16 protein-coding genes are annotated in these 16,526 nt (G+C 67.3%); 6 read left to right on the top strand and 10 right to left on the bottom strand.

Annotated elements, in window-relative coordinates; translation table 11 throughout:
• Positions 1-117: 117 nt before the first annotated feature.
• From BLT71_RS19075 to BLT71_RS19065, 3 genes are all read right to left on the bottom strand, one after another.
• Complete coding sequence (locus tag BLT71_RS19075; RefSeq protein ID WP_231994372.1) at positions 118-1,830, bottom strand: HNH endonuclease signature motif containing protein; 1,713 nt, start codon at positions 1,828-1,830, stop codon at positions 118-120.
• Between the two features lie 139 nt (positions 1,831-1,969).
• Positions 1,970-3,178: an N-acetylglucosamine-6-phosphate deacetylase gene (locus BLT71_RS19070; RefSeq protein WP_091723362.1), complete on the bottom strand. Its 1,209-nt coding sequence runs from the start codon at positions 3,176-3,178 to the stop codon at positions 1,970-1,972.
• Positions 3,179-3,287: 109 nt separating this feature from the next.
• The gene (locus BLT71_RS19065; protein ID WP_091723360.1) at positions 3,288-4,598 is read right to left on the bottom strand and encodes an MFS transporter; all 1,311 of its coding nucleotides are present in this window, start codon (positions 4,596-4,598) and stop codon (positions 3,288-3,290) included.
• Positions 4,599-4,778: 180 nt separating this feature from the next.
• Here BLT71_RS19065 and BLT71_RS19060 point away from each other — a divergent pair, with 180 nt between their 5' ends.
• Positions 4,779-5,597 (top strand): IclR family transcriptional regulator, encoded by an 819-nt coding sequence (locus BLT71_RS19060; protein WP_091723359.1) that lies wholly within the window; start codon positions 4,779-4,781, stop codon positions 5,595-5,597.
• A gap of 111 nt (positions 5,598-5,708) precedes the next feature.
• Here BLT71_RS19060 and BLT71_RS19055 read toward each other — a convergent pair whose 3' ends face one another.
• The gene (locus tag BLT71_RS19055; protein WP_091723357.1) at positions 5,709-7,196 is read right to left on the bottom strand and encodes a cation:dicarboxylate symporter family transporter; all 1,488 of its coding nucleotides are present in this window, start codon (positions 7,194-7,196) and stop codon (positions 5,709-5,711) included.
• A gap of 116 nt (positions 7,197-7,312) precedes the next feature.
• A complete protein-coding gene (locus BLT71_RS19050; RefSeq protein WP_091723355.1) occupies positions 7,313-7,930 on the bottom strand; it encodes a nucleoside/nucleotide kinase family protein in 618 nt (205 codons plus the stop codon).
• 159 nt (positions 7,931-8,089) lie between these two features.
• Here BLT71_RS19050 and BLT71_RS19045 point away from each other — a divergent pair, with 159 nt between their 5' ends.
• Positions 8,090-8,395: a hypothetical protein gene (locus tag BLT71_RS19045; RefSeq protein ID WP_091724200.1), complete on the top strand. Its 306-nt coding sequence runs from the start codon at positions 8,090-8,092 to the stop codon at positions 8,393-8,395.
• A gap of 1 nt (position 8,396) precedes the next feature.
• Positions 8,397-9,326: a threonine/serine dehydratase gene (locus BLT71_RS19040; protein ID WP_091723354.1), complete on the top strand. Its 930-nt coding sequence runs from the start codon at positions 8,397-8,399 to the stop codon at positions 9,324-9,326.
• Positions 9,327-9,363: 37 nt separating this feature from the next.
• Here BLT71_RS19040 and BLT71_RS19035 read toward each other — a convergent pair whose 3' ends face one another.
• Positions 9,364-9,702 carry a hypothetical protein gene (locus BLT71_RS19035; RefSeq protein WP_045731153.1) on the bottom strand — a complete coding sequence of 113 codons (339 nt, stop codon included), beginning with the start codon at positions 9,700-9,702 and terminating at the stop codon, positions 9,364-9,366.
• A 154-nt stretch (positions 9,703-9,856) separates the two neighbouring features.
• On the opposite strand from BLT71_RS19035, the gene BLT71_RS19030 reads away from it, so the two are divergent.
• On the top strand, positions 9,857-10,837 hold the full coding sequence (locus BLT71_RS19030; RefSeq protein WP_091723352.1) for an NHL repeat-containing protein: 981 nt from the start codon (positions 9,857-9,859) through the stop codon (positions 10,835-10,837).
• Between the two features lie 91 nt (positions 10,838-10,928).
• On the opposite strand, the gene BLT71_RS19025 is transcribed toward BLT71_RS19030, so the two are convergent.
• The 3 genes from BLT71_RS19025 to hisC all read right to left on the bottom strand — a co-directional run bounded on the left by BLT71_RS19025 (position 10,929) and on the right by hisC (position 13,430).
• Positions 10,929-11,570 (bottom strand): NADPH-dependent F420 reductase, encoded by a 642-nt coding sequence (locus BLT71_RS19025; protein WP_091724198.1) that lies wholly within the window; start codon positions 11,568-11,570, stop codon positions 10,929-10,931.
• Positions 11,571-11,640: 70 nt separating this feature from the next.
• Complete coding sequence (locus BLT71_RS19020) at positions 11,641-12,267, bottom strand: YitT family protein (protein WP_172830071.1); 627 nt, start codon at positions 12,265-12,267, stop codon at positions 11,641-11,643.
• 68 nt (positions 12,268-12,335) lie between these two features.
• On the bottom strand, positions 12,336-13,430 hold the full coding sequence (gene hisC / locus BLT71_RS19015; RefSeq protein WP_091723349.1) for a histidinol-phosphate transaminase: 1,095 nt from the start codon (positions 13,428-13,430) through the stop codon (positions 12,336-12,338).
• Positions 13,431-13,521: 91 nt separating this feature from the next.
• Here hisC and BLT71_RS19010 point away from each other — a divergent pair, with 91 nt between their 5' ends.
• Entirely contained in the window at positions 13,522-14,004 is a 483-nt protein-coding gene (locus BLT71_RS19010) for an Lrp/AsnC family transcriptional regulator (RefSeq protein ID WP_091724195.1), read from the top strand.
• A 65-nt stretch (positions 14,005-14,069) separates the two neighbouring features.
• Here the strand turns inward: BLT71_RS19010 and BLT71_RS19005 are convergent, their stop codons facing one another.
• Positions 14,070-14,966 (bottom strand): LysR family transcriptional regulator, encoded by an 897-nt coding sequence (locus tag BLT71_RS19005; RefSeq protein ID WP_172830011.1) that lies wholly within the window; start codon positions 14,964-14,966, stop codon positions 14,070-14,072.
• A 127-nt stretch (positions 14,967-15,093) separates the two neighbouring features.
• Here BLT71_RS19005 and BLT71_RS19000 point away from each other — a divergent pair, with 127 nt between their 5' ends.
• A complete protein-coding gene (locus tag BLT71_RS19000) occupies positions 15,094-16,524 on the top strand; it encodes a M20 family metallopeptidase (RefSeq protein ID WP_091723345.1) in 1,431 nt (476 codons plus the stop codon).
• Positions 16,525-16,526: the final 2 nt, after the last annotated feature.

Genomic DNA, 16,526 nt, shown 5'->3' with positions numbered 1-16,526 from the left:
TGCCGACAAATCATGATTGCCGACGAACCACGCCCTTTTGTCAGGCCGTGGCTGCTGACGGGGCACGCAGCAATGCCTGACGGGCGACTAGTAGGTCCGCCTTGCGGCTGCCTCGATTCACGCGGCGAGGTAGTCCGTGAGTGCTTGTTCGAGCGGGCTTAGTTCTTCCGGTTGGTTGCCTGACGGCGCGCCTGATTCTCTGGTCGAGCCGGGCCCACCCGCAGCGACAACGTCTCCGGCGGGCGCAAGGTCTCCAACTGGCCCAAGGTCTCCGACCGTTCTCAGGTGTCTGTCCGGTGCCGTGCCTGCCCCCGCTGCCGTGCCAGGCTTTTCAGCTGGGTCGGGCGCTTCAGCCGTGACTGGGTCTCCGGTCAGGGCTTGGTCCTGTTCGGGGAGTCGGGGTGGCCAGTGGGGTGGTTGGGGGTCGGGGTGTTGGCCCGGGTAGTGGCGGCCTGTGGGTGAGGTCCAGCCGGGTGGTTCGGTTGTGGTGGCTGGTGTGGGGGTCCAGCCGCTGTGGTGTTTGAGACGGTGATGTTTGGGGCAGAGCTGTGCCAGGTTGCTGACTCCTGTTGTGCCGTGGTGTTGCCAGGCGGTGAGGTGGTCGGTGTCGTTGTCCGTGGTGGGGTTGGTGCAGCCGGGGAACGTGCAGTGTCCGTCGCGCATCCTGATCCAGCGTTTCATCGCCTCCGACAACCGGTAACTGGTCCTGCCAATCTCGAGCGGCGCACCGGTACGGGGGTCGACGAGGACCCGGTAAAACGAGGTCGCCCCGTCGGCGACGAGTTTGCGGGCCATGGCTGCCGGGATTGGCCCGTATCCGTCGAGGTCTGCCGGTTCGTCGGTGCTGCCCAACATTGTAAATATCGGGATAGTGACCAGCACGTCGGCTTTCGGCGCGGGGATCTTGCTGAGGTCAACGAAGTATGGGTCGGTCCCGGCGCCGGTTTCCTGGCCATCGATGGACCGGCCTGTGGCAGCGGCCCCGGTGTGGGCGCTCAAGAGGAGCGCTGCTGCGGTGTCCGGCCGCAACTGGGTAAGGGTGCGGGTTTCGCCGGGGCCTTGGAGGCCGCGGGCGATGGCCGTGGTTTTGTTCCAGATGGCGCAGGCGGTGTCCCCGGGCAGGACCAGGGTAATTGTTGCCATCCCATCGGCGTCGGGGCGGTACTCCATCCGCCGCTCCGCCACACACTTCGCATGCCGGATTGCAACGGAGGCGGGGTAGCTGCGTTCTCGCCAGGTCCTGACTTTCCGGCGGAACAGGTGCGCCACCAGGTCACCCGGCGCAGACCCGCGGGCCGGGTTCGGGGCGTCCGGGTCGAAGAAATGCGCCACCAACGCCTCAGCATTCTCGGGGGCGAGGCAGTCCGTTTCGTCGGCCACGATCACCGCGTGCCGCCACGACACCGCACCCGCCGCCAGTGCCGCCGCTACCGCCGGCATCGCACAGACCTTGCGGGACTGGCTGATGAACGCCGCCGCGGCGCCAGGGCTGAGGGTTAAGACCCCGGCGACCTCCGCCGTCGTGGACATCTCAACGAACGCCCGCTCCGAACCTGTGGCCTCCGGCGGTGTCATCGCCTCCTGGAACTCCGCGAAATCCGTGGCGTCCGCTGCCATTCCGGCCGCGGCCTGGGCCGCCAACTGCTTCCAGAACGCCAGCCGCTGCAGCCGAAGCTCCGACTTCCGCTCCAACACATCGATTGCTTCACGGGCCACGGTGTCAGGGGCATCCCGGTCCAGCTCGAACTCACCCAGAAACAACGCGTCGAGGCCGGCGACAGTGGCCCGAAGACCCTCCATCGCCGCTGCCCCAACCACTGCGTTTCCCATAAAGGCATCATCGCGCGAGGGTCTGACATTCAGGGGCTGCTCCAACTCATCTCTAACTCATCGCCGGATTCTCACCAGCAACGCAGTGAAACCGGCAACGCAGCAGAACCGGCTGTGCAGCAGAACCAGCCCGGCACCCTTACACGAGCGGGGAGACCCATTCGCCGTGCCGGAGCACCCCGGTGAGCGCAAGCCCGCTGTCAACCACCACAACGTCGGCAAGCATCCCGGCGGCAAGGTCGCCCACCTCGGAAGACAGGCCGAGGACTGCGGCCGGAACACTGCTCGCCGCCAGCACCGCATCCTGCAGCGGGACCCCGGCGGCCACGGACACCCTCACCACATCCAGCAGCGTGGCCGTACCGCCGGCGATGGCACCCGTGGCGTCCACCCGTGCCACGCCCTGCTCAACGGTGACCGCCAGGCTCCCAAGCCGGTAGCCGCCGTCGTGCAGTCCCGTCGCGGCCATCGAATCGGTGACCAGTGCGACGTTCCCTGCACCCACCAGGTCGAACACCAGCTTGGTGGTCTCGGGAGCCACGTGGACGCCGTCGCCGATCAGTTCCACCACTGCCTGCCCGCCGCGGGCGGCGCTGAGGCTTGCTGCAACGGGGCCGGGGGACCGGTGGTGCAGCGGCGGCATGGCGTTGAACAGATGCGTCACTGTGGGCCGCAGCCTGCCCGTGCCGTTGGACGAACTACCAAGTTCCACAGCGGCACGGCTGAGGAACGCCGCGGCAGTGGAATGCCCGGCGGCCGTGTGCCCCAGCGATGGGATCACCCCGCGTGAGGCCAGCAGATCCAGGAGCGCGGATGCGCCCGGAAGCTCTGCGGCGAGCGTCATGGATGCCAGGGAGGTCCCGGCGGCTTCCAGCAATTGCTCCATCAGGGTGGTGTCTGGTTCCAGCAGCAACCCGGGGTCGTGGGCGCCGCACTGGGACGAAGCCAGGAAGGGCCCCTCAAGGTGGGACCCGGCAGTCAGACCTTCGCCGGCCACCGTCCGTAGGGCAGTCAGATTGCGCAGCAGGTCCCGCGGCGACCCCGTCACCAGGCTGGCCAGCAGCGTTGTGGTGCCCCGGCTGTGCAGGTACTGTGCCGCGGCCCGGGCGCCGTCCACAGATCCTTCCGAAAAGTCGTTGCCGTGCGCGCCGTGGCAATGCAGGTCCACCAGGCCGGGGAGGAGGATGCGTGCTGCGGCAGCGGGATCGCGGGCAGGCAGGGACCCTCCGGGGAAGTCCGACGCCGGACCCGCGTACGTGATGCGGCGGCCGTCCACAGCCACCACACCATCGGCGATGTCCAGGCGTCCGGTGACCACACGCCCGCGCAGGATCAGTTCATTGTTCACGTCGTCTGGCCTCCCGCAGCGGATTATTCCACAGCAGGATGCCCCGGCCGGTTACCGGCCGGGGCATCCTGGGTTCAGCGCAGGGACCTCGCGTCCCTGCGTCAATGTGTCAGGCCACCAGTTCCGCGTCGGCCGCGACCGCAGGACGCCGCGCAGCCCTGGTGCGCAGGGCGAGCATCAGCACGGCACCGATCAGGGCGGGTGCCGCGAATGCCATGGCGGCCACGGGTACTCCGCCACCAAAGCCCACCAGCAACGCGCCGTAGGTGGGCCCGGCAATAGCGCCGAGACGGCCCACGGCCAAAGCCCACCCCAGGCCGGTGGCTCGCGTAGCGGCAGGGTAGTACTGGGCAATAAAGTCGTTGATCATGTTCTGTGTTCCCAGTCCGCCAAAACCCGCGACGGCGGCAAGTACCGTCATGAGGGCGGCCGGCGGGTTGGTGGACATCAGCAGGAGGGCTGCCGCCGCGCTCACGAAGCCGACGATCACCAGCGGCCGTGGCCCGAACTTCTGGCTGGCGATGGACGCAAGGACGGTGCCGACGACGGCGCCCACCGAGTAGGCCAGCAGGAACGACACGGAAGAGCCGACGCCGAAGCCGGCCGTCCGCATGATCTGGGGGAGCCAGGTGCTGACGCCGAAGATCGTCAGCAGGCTCAGGATGGTAACGGCCCACAACAGGACGGTGGTCCGGGCCGTCCCCTCGGCGAACAGGGCACGCGTGGGCGAGATCCTGGCGGAAGGGACGGCGGATGAGATCGGGGCGGCGGCGCTGCCGGGCAGCCCGTAAGCGGCTTCGAGCCTGTCCGCCTCGGCGGTGCGGAGCTGGGTGCGGAGGAACGACGGCGATTCCGGCAGCAGGAACCAGGCGAACGGGACGATCAACAGGCCGGCAGCGCCGATGGCATACACCGGGCGGAAGCCGCTTCCCTCCAGGAGGGCCAGCGAACTGAGGGATGCCACCACGGTCCCCACGGCCGGGCCCGTCAGCACGGCGCCGAGCACCAGCGATTTCTTGCCGGGCGGGGCGAACTCGTTGGTGAGGGCCACCGCCGTCGGAAGCAAACCGCCCACGCCGAAGCATGCGACAAAGCGGAACACCGCAAAAAGCTCCCAGCTGGGCGCTGCGGCGCAGGCCAGCATGGCCAGCGAGAAGAGGGCAAGGGCGCTGACAAAGATGCGGCGCCGGCCCAGCCGGTCCGTCAGTGTGCCGACGATCAGGGAGCCAAGCAGCATCCCCACGAGCGCAATGGAGCCGACGGCACCAGCGGCGGCGGGGGTGACGTTGAACGGCGGATGTCCAATCAGGCCTGGGAGGGTGGCGCCGTAGACGTAGAGGTCGTAGCCGTCCGCGAGCAGGCCAAGCCAGCACAGCACGAAGATGACGGCCAGGGATTTCCTGGGGGCATTGGAGTTCATCGTTGATTCCAATCGGATAAGACGCCAGGCAGTCCCCGGCGGGTCGTCCATCAGCATGCCCGCCGGTGGGCATCGCCGAAATCGTACTTTTCACTGAGTGAAAATGCACTTTGTGTCACGGGCCACAAAGTAGAGCCTCGAAGAAGGTAAGGGCGTCAATCAAAGGTGAGGGGAGGCCACGTGGTGGGAGCACGCAATGCGGCGGGGGCCGTGCCGGGGGTTCCCGGGCAGCCCGTGGTGGTCCGCGCGCTCAGCCTGCTGGCCCAGTTCACCGAACAGCGGAGGGCCCTCAACCTGTCCGAGCTGTCCCGCCTCGCGGACCTGGCGCCCGCCACCGCACTGCGCATGGTGCGCCACCTGACGGAATGGGGAGCGCTGGAAAAGCTGGAGGACGGGCGCTACGTGGTGGGAGTGCGGCTGTGGGAGATTGCGTCGCTGTCGCCCCGCGGCCACGGCGTCCGGCAGATCGCCCTGCCCTACCTCGAGGATCTTTACGAAGTGACCCGCCACCACGTCCTTCTTGCCGTTCGCGAAGGCCATGAGGCTGTCCTGATCGACAGGCTCTCCTCGCGCACCGCCACCGAAGTCGCGTACAGGGTAGGTGGCCGGATGCCCCTGTCCACCACCGCCGTCGGGCAGGTCCTCCTGGCCTACGCCGCCCCGGACGTGCAGGCAGAACTGCTGGCGCAGCCGGAAGCGCAGGACGTCGGACCGGGCAGGGTCCCCGCCAAGGACCTGCGTGCCCTGCTGGCCGAGGTCAAGCAGGCGGGCGCCGCCGTCGTGAGGCGTACCCATCCGTCGCAGACGGTATCCGTGGCGGCACCCATCCGGGGCGCCGGCGGCGACGTTGTGGCGGCGCTGTCCATCGTGGTGCCCGATGCCGCCACCCAGGCGCATGAAATGGTGCCGCTGGTGCGTGCCTCGGCCCTCGCCATCTCCCGGAGCCTGGGGCACCAGGGGAAAGCCAGCGGCGCGTGGCGGCATCCGGTGGCGCTATAGCGCGACGGGACGATGCGCGCATGACAGCAGGCGGGCAGGCCCTGGTGGTCCTGCCCGCCTGTTTCGTGCGCAATGGGGTGGCCGCTGAGAGAGCGGCCGGGTTGGCAATGCTCAGTCCGGGCTGCTGTCCGTGCCGGCACGGGTTGACTTGCTCATCTGGAACCGCGGAATGTCGCCGGGGTTGGGGCCGCCGCGGAACTTGGGTGACGGGGCCTGGCCCTCGCTGATCCGCTGCAGTTCCTGGTCCTGGAAGTCTTCTTCCTTGCCGAGCATCACCGCGGAGTCGTGGTTGGTGATTTCGCCCTTGAAGGCCCGGACCATGACGCTGCGGTCAAACTGGCCTTCCCACTTGGAGACCACGAAGGTGGCTACGCAGTTGCCCAGCAGGTTGACCACCACGCGCATGGAGTCCATCAGCCGGTCCGCACCGAGCAGGAGCGCCACGCCGGCCACCGGGAAGATCCCCAGCGCGGCGGCCGTGGCGGAGAGCGCCAGGAAGGACGAGCCCGGGACGCCCGCCATGCCCTTGGACGTGAGCAGCAGGACGCCCAGTGCGGCAAGCTGCTGGCCGAGGTCCAGGTTGTGGCCGAAGGCCTGCGCCAGGAAGAGCAGGGAAATCGAGAGGTAGATGGCTGCGCCGTCGAGGTTGAAGGAGTATCCGGTGGGTACCACCAGGCCGGTGGTGGCACGGGAGCAGCCGGCGTTGGTCAGTTTGGTCATGATCCGGGGCATGACGGCCTCGGTGGAAGCGGTGCCCAGGGCCAGGAGGAATTCCTCCCGGGTGTACTTGAGGAACTGCCACAGCGGCACGCGGGCGGTGATCCAGGCGACCACGAAGAGCAGGCCGATGAACACCACGGCGGCTCCGTAGCAGGCGGCGATCAGGACGGCGTAGGTGCTGAGCGTGCTGAGGCCGTACTGGCCGATGATGAAGGCCATGGCGCCGAAGGCACCGATGGGTGCCACCTTCATGATCCAGGACATGATCTTGAAGATCAGTTCGAGGATGGTTTCCATCAGGCTGATGACCGGCATGCACCGTTCCCGGCCGATAACCACAATGGCTGCGCCGAAGAACACCGAGAAGAACAGGACCTGCAGGAGGCTGTTGCTGGCGAAGGCCCCGATCACGCTGGCGGGGATGACATCCAGGATGAAGGATGCTGCGTCCTTGGGGGCGGCAGAGCCGGTTTTGGCGTTCAGGTCAGCCTGCGACAGGGTTGCCGGGTCAATGTTCAGTCCCGCGCCGGGCTGGACCAGGTTTCCCACGACCAGGCCGAACAGGAGCGCGAACAGGGTGGCCGCCGTGAAATAGACCAGGGCCTTGACCCCAACCCTTCCAACCGCCTTAACGTCGCCTACGGCCGAAATGCCGGTGACGATCACCAGGAAGATCAGCGGCGCGATGATCATCTTGATGAGTTTGATGAAGCCATCTCCGAGCGGCCTCAGCTGTGATCCGAGGTCCGGCCAGAAATGCCCTATGAGGACACCTGCCACGACGGCGATCAGAATCTGGAAGAAGAGCGACTTGTACAGCGGCTTCCTCTTCGCGGGCACCGAACTCGCCTTCAGTGCCTCAGGGTTGGGGATCTTCATTGACCTTTGCCTCTTCGATTCGGGAACAGCCCGGGGACGCCCGGGGCTTAAGGCAAAAGTAACCCCGGTCACATCTATTCCGCAAGGGGAAAATCCATTTCCACAATGCGAAATGCCTAAATTCGGTTTGTGACTGCTGCGTCCTTCCCTGAGTCGCCTGGACCGCCCTGAAGCGTGGCCACAGCCTGCAGCACGCGTTGTGCCAGTTCAGCGGCGGGAAGCGAAGCATCCACCTGGACGAAGCTGCCAAATTCCGGCAGCCCTGCGTAGGCATCCCGGAAAGCGGACAGGTCCGCAAGGGTTTCGGAATCGGTCCCCCTCGCTGCGATCCGGCGGTGCGCTTCGGCCGGCTCCAGGTCCAGGTGTACGACGGCGGCAGGCCGGGGAAGTGCCGCGAGAAGCCAGGGCAGGAAGCGCCCGCGCGGCAGTCCCTTGGTGGTGCGCAGGGCAAGCTGGCAGTGGAGGTGGCGGTCCATGACCACCACGCCATCGAAGCATTGGGCCCGCAGGTGGGACACCAGCACGTTGGAGACCCGCAGGAGTGTTTCGACGGCATCCGTGGCCCGGGGCGGCAATTGCACGCCCATCCGGGCGGCCAGGACTGACATGGTGCGCCGGCCCGCATGGTTGCTCAGCAGCATTGCCTTGCCGCCGCGTGCCCGGACAGCCTGCACCAGGGCGCGGGCCGCCGTCGACTTGCCCGAACCGTCGATGCCGGTGAGAACGATGATCATGTGGCCTCCTTCCGCCATCTCCTACAACGCCGGCCGGCCGGCCAACGTCCCGGTTGAGGCCGAACTCACAGGAAGCGCGGCAGAAAGTAGGCTGGAACTCGCGGCGTGCTTCCCCGGAACCGCCCGCAGGACCAGCCAGCAACAACGGAAGGCAGGATCATGAGCACACCGAACGATGAGCCCCGCAACACCGCGGACCTCCGTGGACCCGGCGACCCGGACGAAGCCCGGGACAACGCGGAACAGGTCACCGAGGCCCCGCAAAGCGGCCAGCACCCGGAGCAGCCCCACGCCGCCAACATCCGGGAAGAGCAGCAGGCCCACGCTGCCGGGACCGTGCCGGCGTCGTACGTGGGAAGCGGCGAGGCTGCCGGCAGCGAGGCCGCGGCCCCTGCGGACGGCGGGCAGGAGCGCAAGCCTGAGGAAGCGCTGAAGGATCCCGGAACCTGGGACGACGACGTCTAGGATGATCAGCCGTACAGATGTGGACGAGGCCGCCCAGCGGACTGCCGGCCTCACCCGGCTGACGCCCGTGCTGGAGGCAGACCGCGGCCAGTACCCGGGCCCGGTCTGGTTCAAGTGCGAATTCCTGCAGCACACCGGAACTTTCAAGGCACGCGGTGCCCTGAACCGGATACTGGCCAGCCAGGAACGCGGGGAGCTGACCCCGGCGGGCATCGTGGTGGCTTCCGGAGGCAATGCCGGCCTGGCAAACGCCTACGCGGCCGCCCGGCTCGGCGTGCCTGCGACGGTCTTCGTCCCCGAAGCGGCCCCCGCCGTCAAGGTCGCGAAGCTCAGGGACATCGGTGCCGTCGTCGTGCAGGGCGGTGCGGAATACGCAGTGGCTTACGAGGCAGCGGTGGCGCATGCTGCCGAGACCGGCGCTGTGTACTGCCACGCCTATGACCAGCCGGAGATCGCTGCAGGCGCGGGAACGGTGGGATTGGAACTGCTGGACCAGGTGCCCGGTGTGGACACGGTCCTGGTGGCCGTGGGCGGTGGGGGACTGATGGCCGGCATTGCCGCGGCCGTGGAAGGGCGCGCCAAAGTGGTGGCAGTGGAACCGGAAGGCGCACCCACCCTGCATGCTGCGCTGCGTGCGGGGATCCCGGTGGACGTTGCCGTTTCCGGTGTCGCGGCGGACTCGCTGGGTGCCCGCAGCGTTGGTGCCATCGGCTTCGCGGTGGCGGTCCGCACCGGCGTCGAAAGCGTCCTGGTGACGGATGCGGACATCGTCGCCGCCCGGAGCGCGCTCTGGAACGGCTACCGCATCGTGGTGGAGCACGGTGCCGCGGCTGCCTACGCCGCCCTGCTGTCCGGCGCATATGTGCCGGGACCGGGCGAACGCGTGGCCGTGCTCCTGTGCGGGGCCAACACGGATCCGGCCACGTTGTAGGCGGCCGGATCCGCCGCGTAGTTAACCGCCGCGCTGGTTAGCTGCAGAAGCGGCTGTAGGTGCCGCTCGCCTGCTCGTAACCGGACTGGAGTTCGGCCAGCTTGGCCTCGTCCGGGGTTTCCTTCGCCTGCTCATCCGTGTACTCCAGGATGGACTGCAGCGCGGGCTTGAGGTCATCCGAGGCGACCGCGTGGATGGGGCGGATCTGGTTGGCCAGGCGGTTCATGCCCGTCTTGCCGGCACCGTTGGCGGGGTTCGAGACAACGGACTGAATACGCTCGCAGGTTTCGGTGGTGGAAAGCTGGTGGGAAGCGGAGCAGGCCGTGGCGGAGGCAAGGAGGCCTGCGGCGAACAGGACTGTGGCGAGTTTCTTCATGGATCCCTCAGTAGTCGATTGAGGGTTCGATTGTAAGCAGAATGGGGGCTTCGATGCCTTGGCGGGCATGCCGCGGGCGCTTAAAATTACTAGACCATCGTGCGGAGCTGCCGCAGGTTGGCCCCGCGCATCACCCGCCAACTAAGGATCCAGCATGCGCCGAACAGCACATCGCCGCACCGCCGCAGGACTCATCGCCCTCTTCGCGCTGCTTGCGCCATCCGCCGTCCCCGCCTCGGCCTCGACGCCTTTCCGCGACGTCATAGTGCTCGACGGCGCCAATTCCGCCGAGGGCATTGCCGAGGGCCGCGGGACTACTTTCTATGCCGGCGAGCTGATGACCGGTGACATTTTCAAAGGCGACATCCGTGACGGGAAAGCTGAGCGTTTCATCGATGTCTCCACCTTCGACTCAAACCCCCGGATGGCTGTGGGACTCAAGTATGACGAGCGCACCAACCTGCTCTTCGTAGCGGGCGGCGGTACCGGCAAGGCCTTCGTCTATAACGCGAAGACCGGCAAGGACGCCGGCGCCGTTGACCTGGCGCCGGGCTTCATCAACGACGTCACCGTCACCAAAGACGGCGCGTGGTTCACCAACTCCAAGCGCCCGGAGCTGTATTTCGTCCCCGTCAGCCGCTCAGGAAAGCTGGGAAAGATGGAGACGAGGACCCTCAATGATCCGTCGCTCGCCCTGTCTGATCCGGCAAACCAGTTCGGCCTCAACGGCATTGCGTCGGCCAAGGGCGGGAAAGTCCTGATCGTTGCCCATACCTTCAACGAGGCCGTCTACACCGTGGATCCCGGGACCGGCGACACCGCGAAGATCGACACTCCGGCACTGCCCTACGTTGACGGCATCCTGGTGAAGGGCCGCACCCTGTGGGCCGTCCAGAACCAGCAGAACAAGATCGCCCGCATCAAGCTGTCCGGCGATCTCTCATCCGGCAAGCTCAAGGAAGAGATCACCAGCAAGAACTTTGACGTCCCCACCACCGTCGCCAGGTTCGGCGATACGCTCGCCGCGGTCAACGCGAAGTTCAACAAGATGCCGCCACCCACGCAGTATGAAGTGGTGCTGGTCCCTGCCCGCAGCCAGGATCAGGACAGCAGCCACGATCAGGACGAGGACTGACAAGGCCCTGGCTGGCAGCAAACCGTCGCTAAAACCGGGTTTTGCGACGGCTGCTGCCAGCCAGCTGGGGCCAGCACGGGCCAGATAGTGCTTAGACGGTGCGGGGTGCCTTCGCCAGGTTGTCCTTGAGTTCGGCGGCGTTCTGCCGCTTCACGTAGGCGGGCCGGTCGCGCTCAACCCGCCAGCTTTCCTCCAGCGGACCGGCATTGACGGTATCGAAGCCGAATTCGTTGTACAGGTTCGTGACCAGTTCGGCGGCCTCCGGGTAGTCGCTGGCGGTGGCCAGGGCGCGGCGGTTGTCCGTGCCTGCCGGGGTGCCGTCCGTGGTGATGTCCTTGGCCATGATGTGGTTGAAGCCCTTGGCCACCTTTGACTGGGGCAGGTGTTCCTGCAGCAGGCCGGAGGTGGTGGCTTCACCGTTGTCCAGCGCCGGGACGCGGCCGTCGCGCTCCCAGTAGTAGTTGTTGGTATCGATGACGATCTTGCCTGCCAGCGGCTCCGCCGGAACGTCCTTGTAGTTCTTCAGTGGCACCGTGACCACGGCGAAGTCGCCTGCTGCGGCGGCCTCAGCTGCGGTGGCGGCCCGTGCCTTCGGGCCAAGCTCTGCCACGAGGTCCGTGAGGGTTTCCGGTCCGCGCGAGTTGCTGATGACTACGTCGTAGCCCAGCTCCACCGCCTTCCGGGCAACCTGGCTTCCAATGTGTCCTGCACCGATGATTCCGATTGTTGTCATATCGGCGGCAACAGCGGCACCCACAAAGTTATTTCAGGCAACCTTCGGGAATAAAACGGCGGGGAAGCAGCTACTTTCCCAGGTACCGCCCCGGCCGGTGATTCAGCGCCAGGATGAGGTTCAGCAGGGTGGCGCCGGCGGCGGAGAGGAGCACCATCAGCGGGGACACGAGGGCCAGCGCCGCCAGCACGATGGCCACGTCCAGCACCATCTGCACATACCCGGCCCGCCATTTCAGCTTGTCCTGCAGCAGCAGCGCCAGGATGTTGAAGCCGCCCAGGCTGGACTTGTGCCGGAACAGGATCAGCAGTCCCACGCCGGCCAGCAGGTTCCCGGCTGCAACGCCGTAGGCAGGGTCCAGCTCCAGGGACCCGAAAGCCCACGGATGCAGGCTGGCCATCACCGAGACCAGCGCAATGGCCGCCCCGGTGCGGAGGGCGAAATTCCAGCCCTTCTTCCAGATGGCGAGGCCGAAGAACGGCAGGTTGACCGCCGTGAAAATGACTCCGAACGGCAATGGAACGGTGTAACTGAGCAGCAGGGCCAGCCCCGCGGTACCGCCGGTCACGGCCTCGCTGGATTTGAGTAGGAACAGGCCAAGCGACGCGGCGAACGTTCCCGTCAGGATGCCCAGGACGTCCTCCACCACTGAATGGCGGACGGCCGACGGCGGCACGGCGGGTCCCGCCGTCGTCATGCCTTGCTGGGGCGTTGCGTCAGCCGGGGCCGGGGCCGCCGGCGTTGGCGTGCGAAGGGTTGAGGTGTTCACTGGGCGCCGAACCGTTCCCGGTGGGCGAGGACAGCGAGCACGCGATCGTTCGTTGCCCGGTCCGCGAGGCTGATCCGAACACCGTCGCCGGCATAGCCGCGGGCCAGGATGTCGGCCGCGGACAGCGCGTCCAGGAGCTGCCCGCGCAATTCGTCGGAGGTGCGGAGCCAGTAGAAATTGGCCTGGCTGTCCGGGACGTCCCAGCCGGACTCCCGGAGGCTTTCGATCACGCGGGTGCGTTCTTCCGCCACGGCGTCGGTGCGGGCGGCAAGCTCGTCCGTGGCTGCCAGGGAAGCAATGGCGGCGGCCTGGGCCATCCGGTTCACTCCGAACGGGATGGCCGTGCGGCGCAGGCCGTCCGCCACTGACGGGCGGGCAATGGCGTAGCCGATCCGCAGCCCCGCCAGTCCGTAGGCCTTGGAGAAGGTGCGCAGGATGCACAGGTTTGGGTACCGGCGGTAGAACGCCAGCGAGTCCAGGCCGGTGCCGCGCTGGTATTCGACATACGCCTCGTCCAGCACCACCAGGACGTGCGGCGGCACTGCCTGCAGGAACTCCTCCAGTTGGTCCGCTTCGATGGACACCCCGGTGGGGTTGTTGGGCGAGCAGAGGATCACCAGGCGGGTGCGGTCCGTGATGGCCGCAGCCATGGCGGGGAGATCGTGGTGCTCGGTGTCCAGCAGCGGGACCGGCACCGGCCGGGCGCCGGCCACCGTGACCAGGATAGGGTAGGCCTCGAAGGAACGCCACGCGAAGACCACTTCATCACCGGCATCGCACACGGCGGAAATGATCTGCTGCAGCACGCCGGAACTGCCGGGGCCCGCGGCGATTTCATCCGCGGTGACGCCCACGTGCCCGGCGATTGCCTCACGTGCATCCACCACGCCCATATTCGGGTACCGGTGCATTCGGGAGGCCTCGGCCGCCACGACGTCGACGACGGAGGGCAGCGGAGCGAAGTGGCTCTCGTTGGAGGCCAGGGCGGCGGTCAGTTCGGACTCGGCGCTCTTGCCGGCAACGTACGCGGGAAGCTGTGCGACGGCGGCGCGGAGCGCGGGAGCGGCCGCTTCGGGAAGGGTGCTGGTCATGCCAGCATCGTGGGGCAAATTCGGGCGTTTGCGCAACACAGCCGATTCCGGCAGGACAGAAACCGCCGTTATGGCGCCGGTTGGTGGCAAAATGCTCACTATGCACCGCATCGACGCTCTTGACGCAGAGATCCTCCTCACACTCGACCGGGACCCGCAGGCCACAGTCCTTTCGCTGTCCCGGTCGCTGGGCGTGGCCCGCAATACCGTCCACGCGAGGTTGCGGCGGCTGGTGAACGACGGCAGCCTGGCGCCGTTCAGCCAGCGGGTCCGCACCGAGGCCCTGGGGTTGCCGCTGATCGCGTTCATCTCGATCTCCATCAGCCAGTCCGCCAGCGACGAAGCCACGGCGGCGCTGCGGACGGTTCCGGAAATCATCGAGATGCACGCCACCACCGGCGACGCGGACCTGCTCGCGAAAGTGGCGGCGAAGGACCCGGCCGACCTGCACCGGGTGACCAACGCGATGCTGGCGATCGCCGGCGTCGTACGCACCAGCACGGCAATGTCCCTGGTGGAGGTCATGCCCACCCGGACGCTGCCCCTCCTCGAAGCGGTGGCCCACCCCAAGTAGCCCCCCTCCGACGCGCGCTCACTTGTGGCGGCTATTTCGCCGACGCGCGCTCACTGGTGCCGTGGTCAGGCGAGCAGCTCCAGAGCGTCGATGAGCGCATCCACGAACGCGGTGAGGATGGCGGGCTGGGCACGGCCGGTCATGGTCTGGATCTGCCCGTGCCGTTGCCGCAACACCGGATGGTCCAGATGAACCGCCACCAGTTCCTCGCGGTCCCGCCGGTCCAGGGAGAGGCCGCCCACCAGCGAAACGCCAACGCCGGACCGGGCAAACTGGATCACCGGGTTGATGTGGTCCGACTGCAGCGTGATCGACGGGGTGAGGCCCTCGATCTGCATGGCGAGGTCGAACAACTCCCGCTGGCTTGAACCGGGCGCCGTGACCGCCAGCTTGTAGCGGCACAGGTCCTTCAGGGTGGTGGTCTGCTGCGCGGCGAGCGGGTGGTCCGGGGACACCAGCGCGAAGGCCACAGGGGTTGGCGTGGAGTGTTCCACGGTCACCTTCGACTGCGGGCCCAGCGAGAACACCACGGCGACGTCGGCCTCGCCCTCCGCCACGCGGCGGGTCCCTTCGGAGGAGGAGACGACGTCGAGATGGAACTCGACGTCGTCATGCTGGCGGCTGAGGCCGGCGATCGCCGAGGGGACCCACACCCTGGCGAAGCCTTCCGCGCAGGCCACCCGCAAGGTCCTCGTCTTCCGCTGCATGGAGACCAGCAGTTCCTCCCGGACCGCGGCACCTTCCGCCTCTGCCCGCCGCACGTAAGCCAGCAGGAGCCTTCCCGCCTCCGTCAGTTCCACGCCCCGGGCATGCCGGTGGAACAGCGGCATGCCCAGCGAGGTTTCCAGCTTGTTGATCTGGCGGCTGATGGCGGACGCGGACACGTGCAGCTTTGTTGCGGCCTCGGTGAGCGTGCCTTCCTGCGCAACGGCGTCGAAGTACAGCAGCGCCGGAGTCAGCATGTTCATCCTCGCGGTCCGACCCAGAGGTTTGCATTCAAGTCAACGCTCATCGACAAAACGATACTGGTTGTTTGCTCCCGGGGCACCTAACTTTGGACTCACGCCATACGAGCAAAGGAACAACCGAATGCAGGAACGCACGGGACTATTGGCCACAGCAGCGGAGTTTGTGGACTCCGGCCGCTTCCGGGAGGATTTGGCCCGGCTGGTCTCCTACCCGACGGAAAGTTTCAGCCCGCAGGGACGCGTTGCACTGAAGTCATACCTTGATGATGTTGTTGAGCCCGCGTTCCGCGAGATGGGCTGCACCGTAAACCGGTTCGACGCCTGGCGGGGCGGCGCCAACTCCTTCCTGGTGGCCACCCGGCACGAGGATCCAGAGTTGCCCACCGTTCTTTGCTACGGCCACGCCGATGTCACCGACGGCCAGGCCGGAGAGTGGAGTGCGGGCCGCAGCCCCTGGGCGCTCAGCGACGAGGGTGACCGCTGGTACGGCCGCGGCGCCGCCGACAATAAAGGCCAGCACTGGATCAACATCGTCTCGCTCCGGCTGCTGCTCGAACAGCAGGGCCGCCTCGGCTTCAACCTGGTGTTCCTGCTGGAAGGGGCGGAGGAGATCGGTTCCCCGGACCTCGCCGACTTTGCGGCCGAACACCACGACCTGCTCCGGGCCGACGTCTTTATCGGCTCCGACGGCCCCCGCCTCGCCGCCGAAAGCCCCACGGTCTTCCTGGGTGCACGCGGCGGCGTCAGCTTCGAACTGATTGCCGATCTGCGCGCCGGCTCGTACCACTCAGGAAACTGGGGCGGGCTCCTGCGGAACCCGGCCACCACGGTGGCAGCCGCCGTCGCGTCCCTGGTTGACGGGCACGGCACCATCCAGCTGCCCGAACTGCTTCCGGCCGGTATCCCGGACTCCGTCGCCGCTGCGCTGGACGTACTGGACCTGCTGCCGAATCCCGGCGACCCCCGGACGGACCCGGCCTGGGGAGACCGGACCCTCAGCCCGGCCGAGCGCCTCTACGCCTGGAACACCCTCGAGGTACTGGCACTGGGGGCGGGCAACCCGGACAAGCCCGTCAACGCCATTCCCGGGACCGCGCGGGCCGCACTGCAGTTGCGGTTCGTGCCGGGCACGGACGTGGACAACCTTGAAGCGGCCATCCGCAAGCACCTGGACTCGGCGGGTTTCGGCATGGTGGAGCTAAAGATGGGCACCTCGTTCGCCGCCAGCCGCATCGATCCGGACAATCCCTGGGTGGCCTGGGCCGCAAACTCACTGGCAGCAAGCACCGGCCGCGAGGCCACCGTCCTGCCCAACATCGGCGGCTCGCTTCCCAGCTACGTCTTCGCAGATGCCCTGGGCCTTCCAACCCTCTGGATCCCGCACTCCCACCCGGGGTGCCAGCAGCATGCCCCGGACGAACACCTCCTGGTGGAGGTGGCCCGGGAAGGCCTGCAGATCGCCAGCGGCCTGTTCTTCGACCTCGCCAATTCACACAGCCCCGCGTCCACCGGCGCGGACCAGCCCTCCCTGACCGTCAGCTCCGTATCCTGAAC

This window comes from Pseudarthrobacter equi (genome assembly GCF_900105535.1).
Taxonomy (GTDB): Bacteria; Actinomycetota; Actinomycetes; order Actinomycetales; family Micrococcaceae; genus Arthrobacter; species Arthrobacter equi.
Note: the sequence above shows the minus strand (reverse complement) of the source record. Positions and strands in the feature narration are given on the sequence as shown.

Bases quoted from the DNA above. Each gene is read 5' to 3' on its own strand.
- BLT71_RS19075 (WP_231994372.1), bottom strand. From the start codon at position 1,830: ATGGGAAACGCAGTGGTTGGGGCAGCGGCGATGGAGGGTCTTCGGGCC.
- BLT71_RS19065 (WP_091723360.1), bottom strand. From the start codon at position 4,598: ATGAACTCCAATGCCCCCAGGAAATCCCTGGCCGTCATCTTCGTGCTG.
- BLT71_RS19055 (WP_091723357.1), bottom strand. From the start codon at position 7,196: ATGAAGATCCCCAACCCTGAGGCACTGAAGGCGAGTTCGGTGCCCGCG.
- BLT71_RS19050 (WP_091723355.1), bottom strand. From the start codon at position 7,930: ATGATCATCGTTCTCACCGGCATCGACGGTTCGGGCAAGTCGACGGCG.
- BLT71_RS19045 (WP_091724200.1), top strand. From the start codon at position 8,090: ATGAGCACACCGAACGATGAGCCCCGCAACACCGCGGACCTCCGTGGA.
- BLT71_RS19040 (WP_091723354.1), top strand. From the start codon at position 8,397: ATGATCAGCCGTACAGATGTGGACGAGGCCGCCCAGCGGACTGCCGGC.
- BLT71_RS19035 (WP_045731153.1), bottom strand. From the start codon at position 9,702: ATGAAGAAACTCGCCACAGTCCTGTTCGCCGCAGGCCTCCTTGCCTCC.
- BLT71_RS19030 (WP_091723352.1), top strand. From the start codon at position 9,857: ATGCGCCGAACAGCACATCGCCGCACCGCCGCAGGACTCATCGCCCTC.
- BLT71_RS19025 (WP_091724198.1), bottom strand. From the start codon at position 11,570: ATGACAACAATCGGAATCATCGGTGCAGGACACATTGGAAGCCAGGTT.
- BLT71_RS19020 (WP_172830071.1), bottom strand. From the start codon at position 12,267: ATGACGACGGCGGGACCCGCCGTGCCGCCGTCGGCCGTCCGCCATTCA.
- hisC (WP_091723349.1), bottom strand. From the start codon at position 13,430: ATGACCAGCACCCTTCCCGAAGCGGCCGCTCCCGCGCTCCGCGCCGCC.
- BLT71_RS19010 (WP_091724195.1), top strand. From the start codon at position 13,522: ATGCTCACTATGCACCGCATCGACGCTCTTGACGCAGAGATCCTCCTC.
- BLT71_RS19005 (WP_172830011.1), bottom strand. From the start codon at position 14,966: ATGCTGACTCCGGCGCTGCTGTACTTCGACGCCGTTGCGCAGGAAGGC.
- BLT71_RS19000 (WP_091723345.1), top strand. From the start codon at position 15,094: ATGCAGGAACGCACGGGACTATTGGCCACAGCAGCGGAGTTTGTGGAC.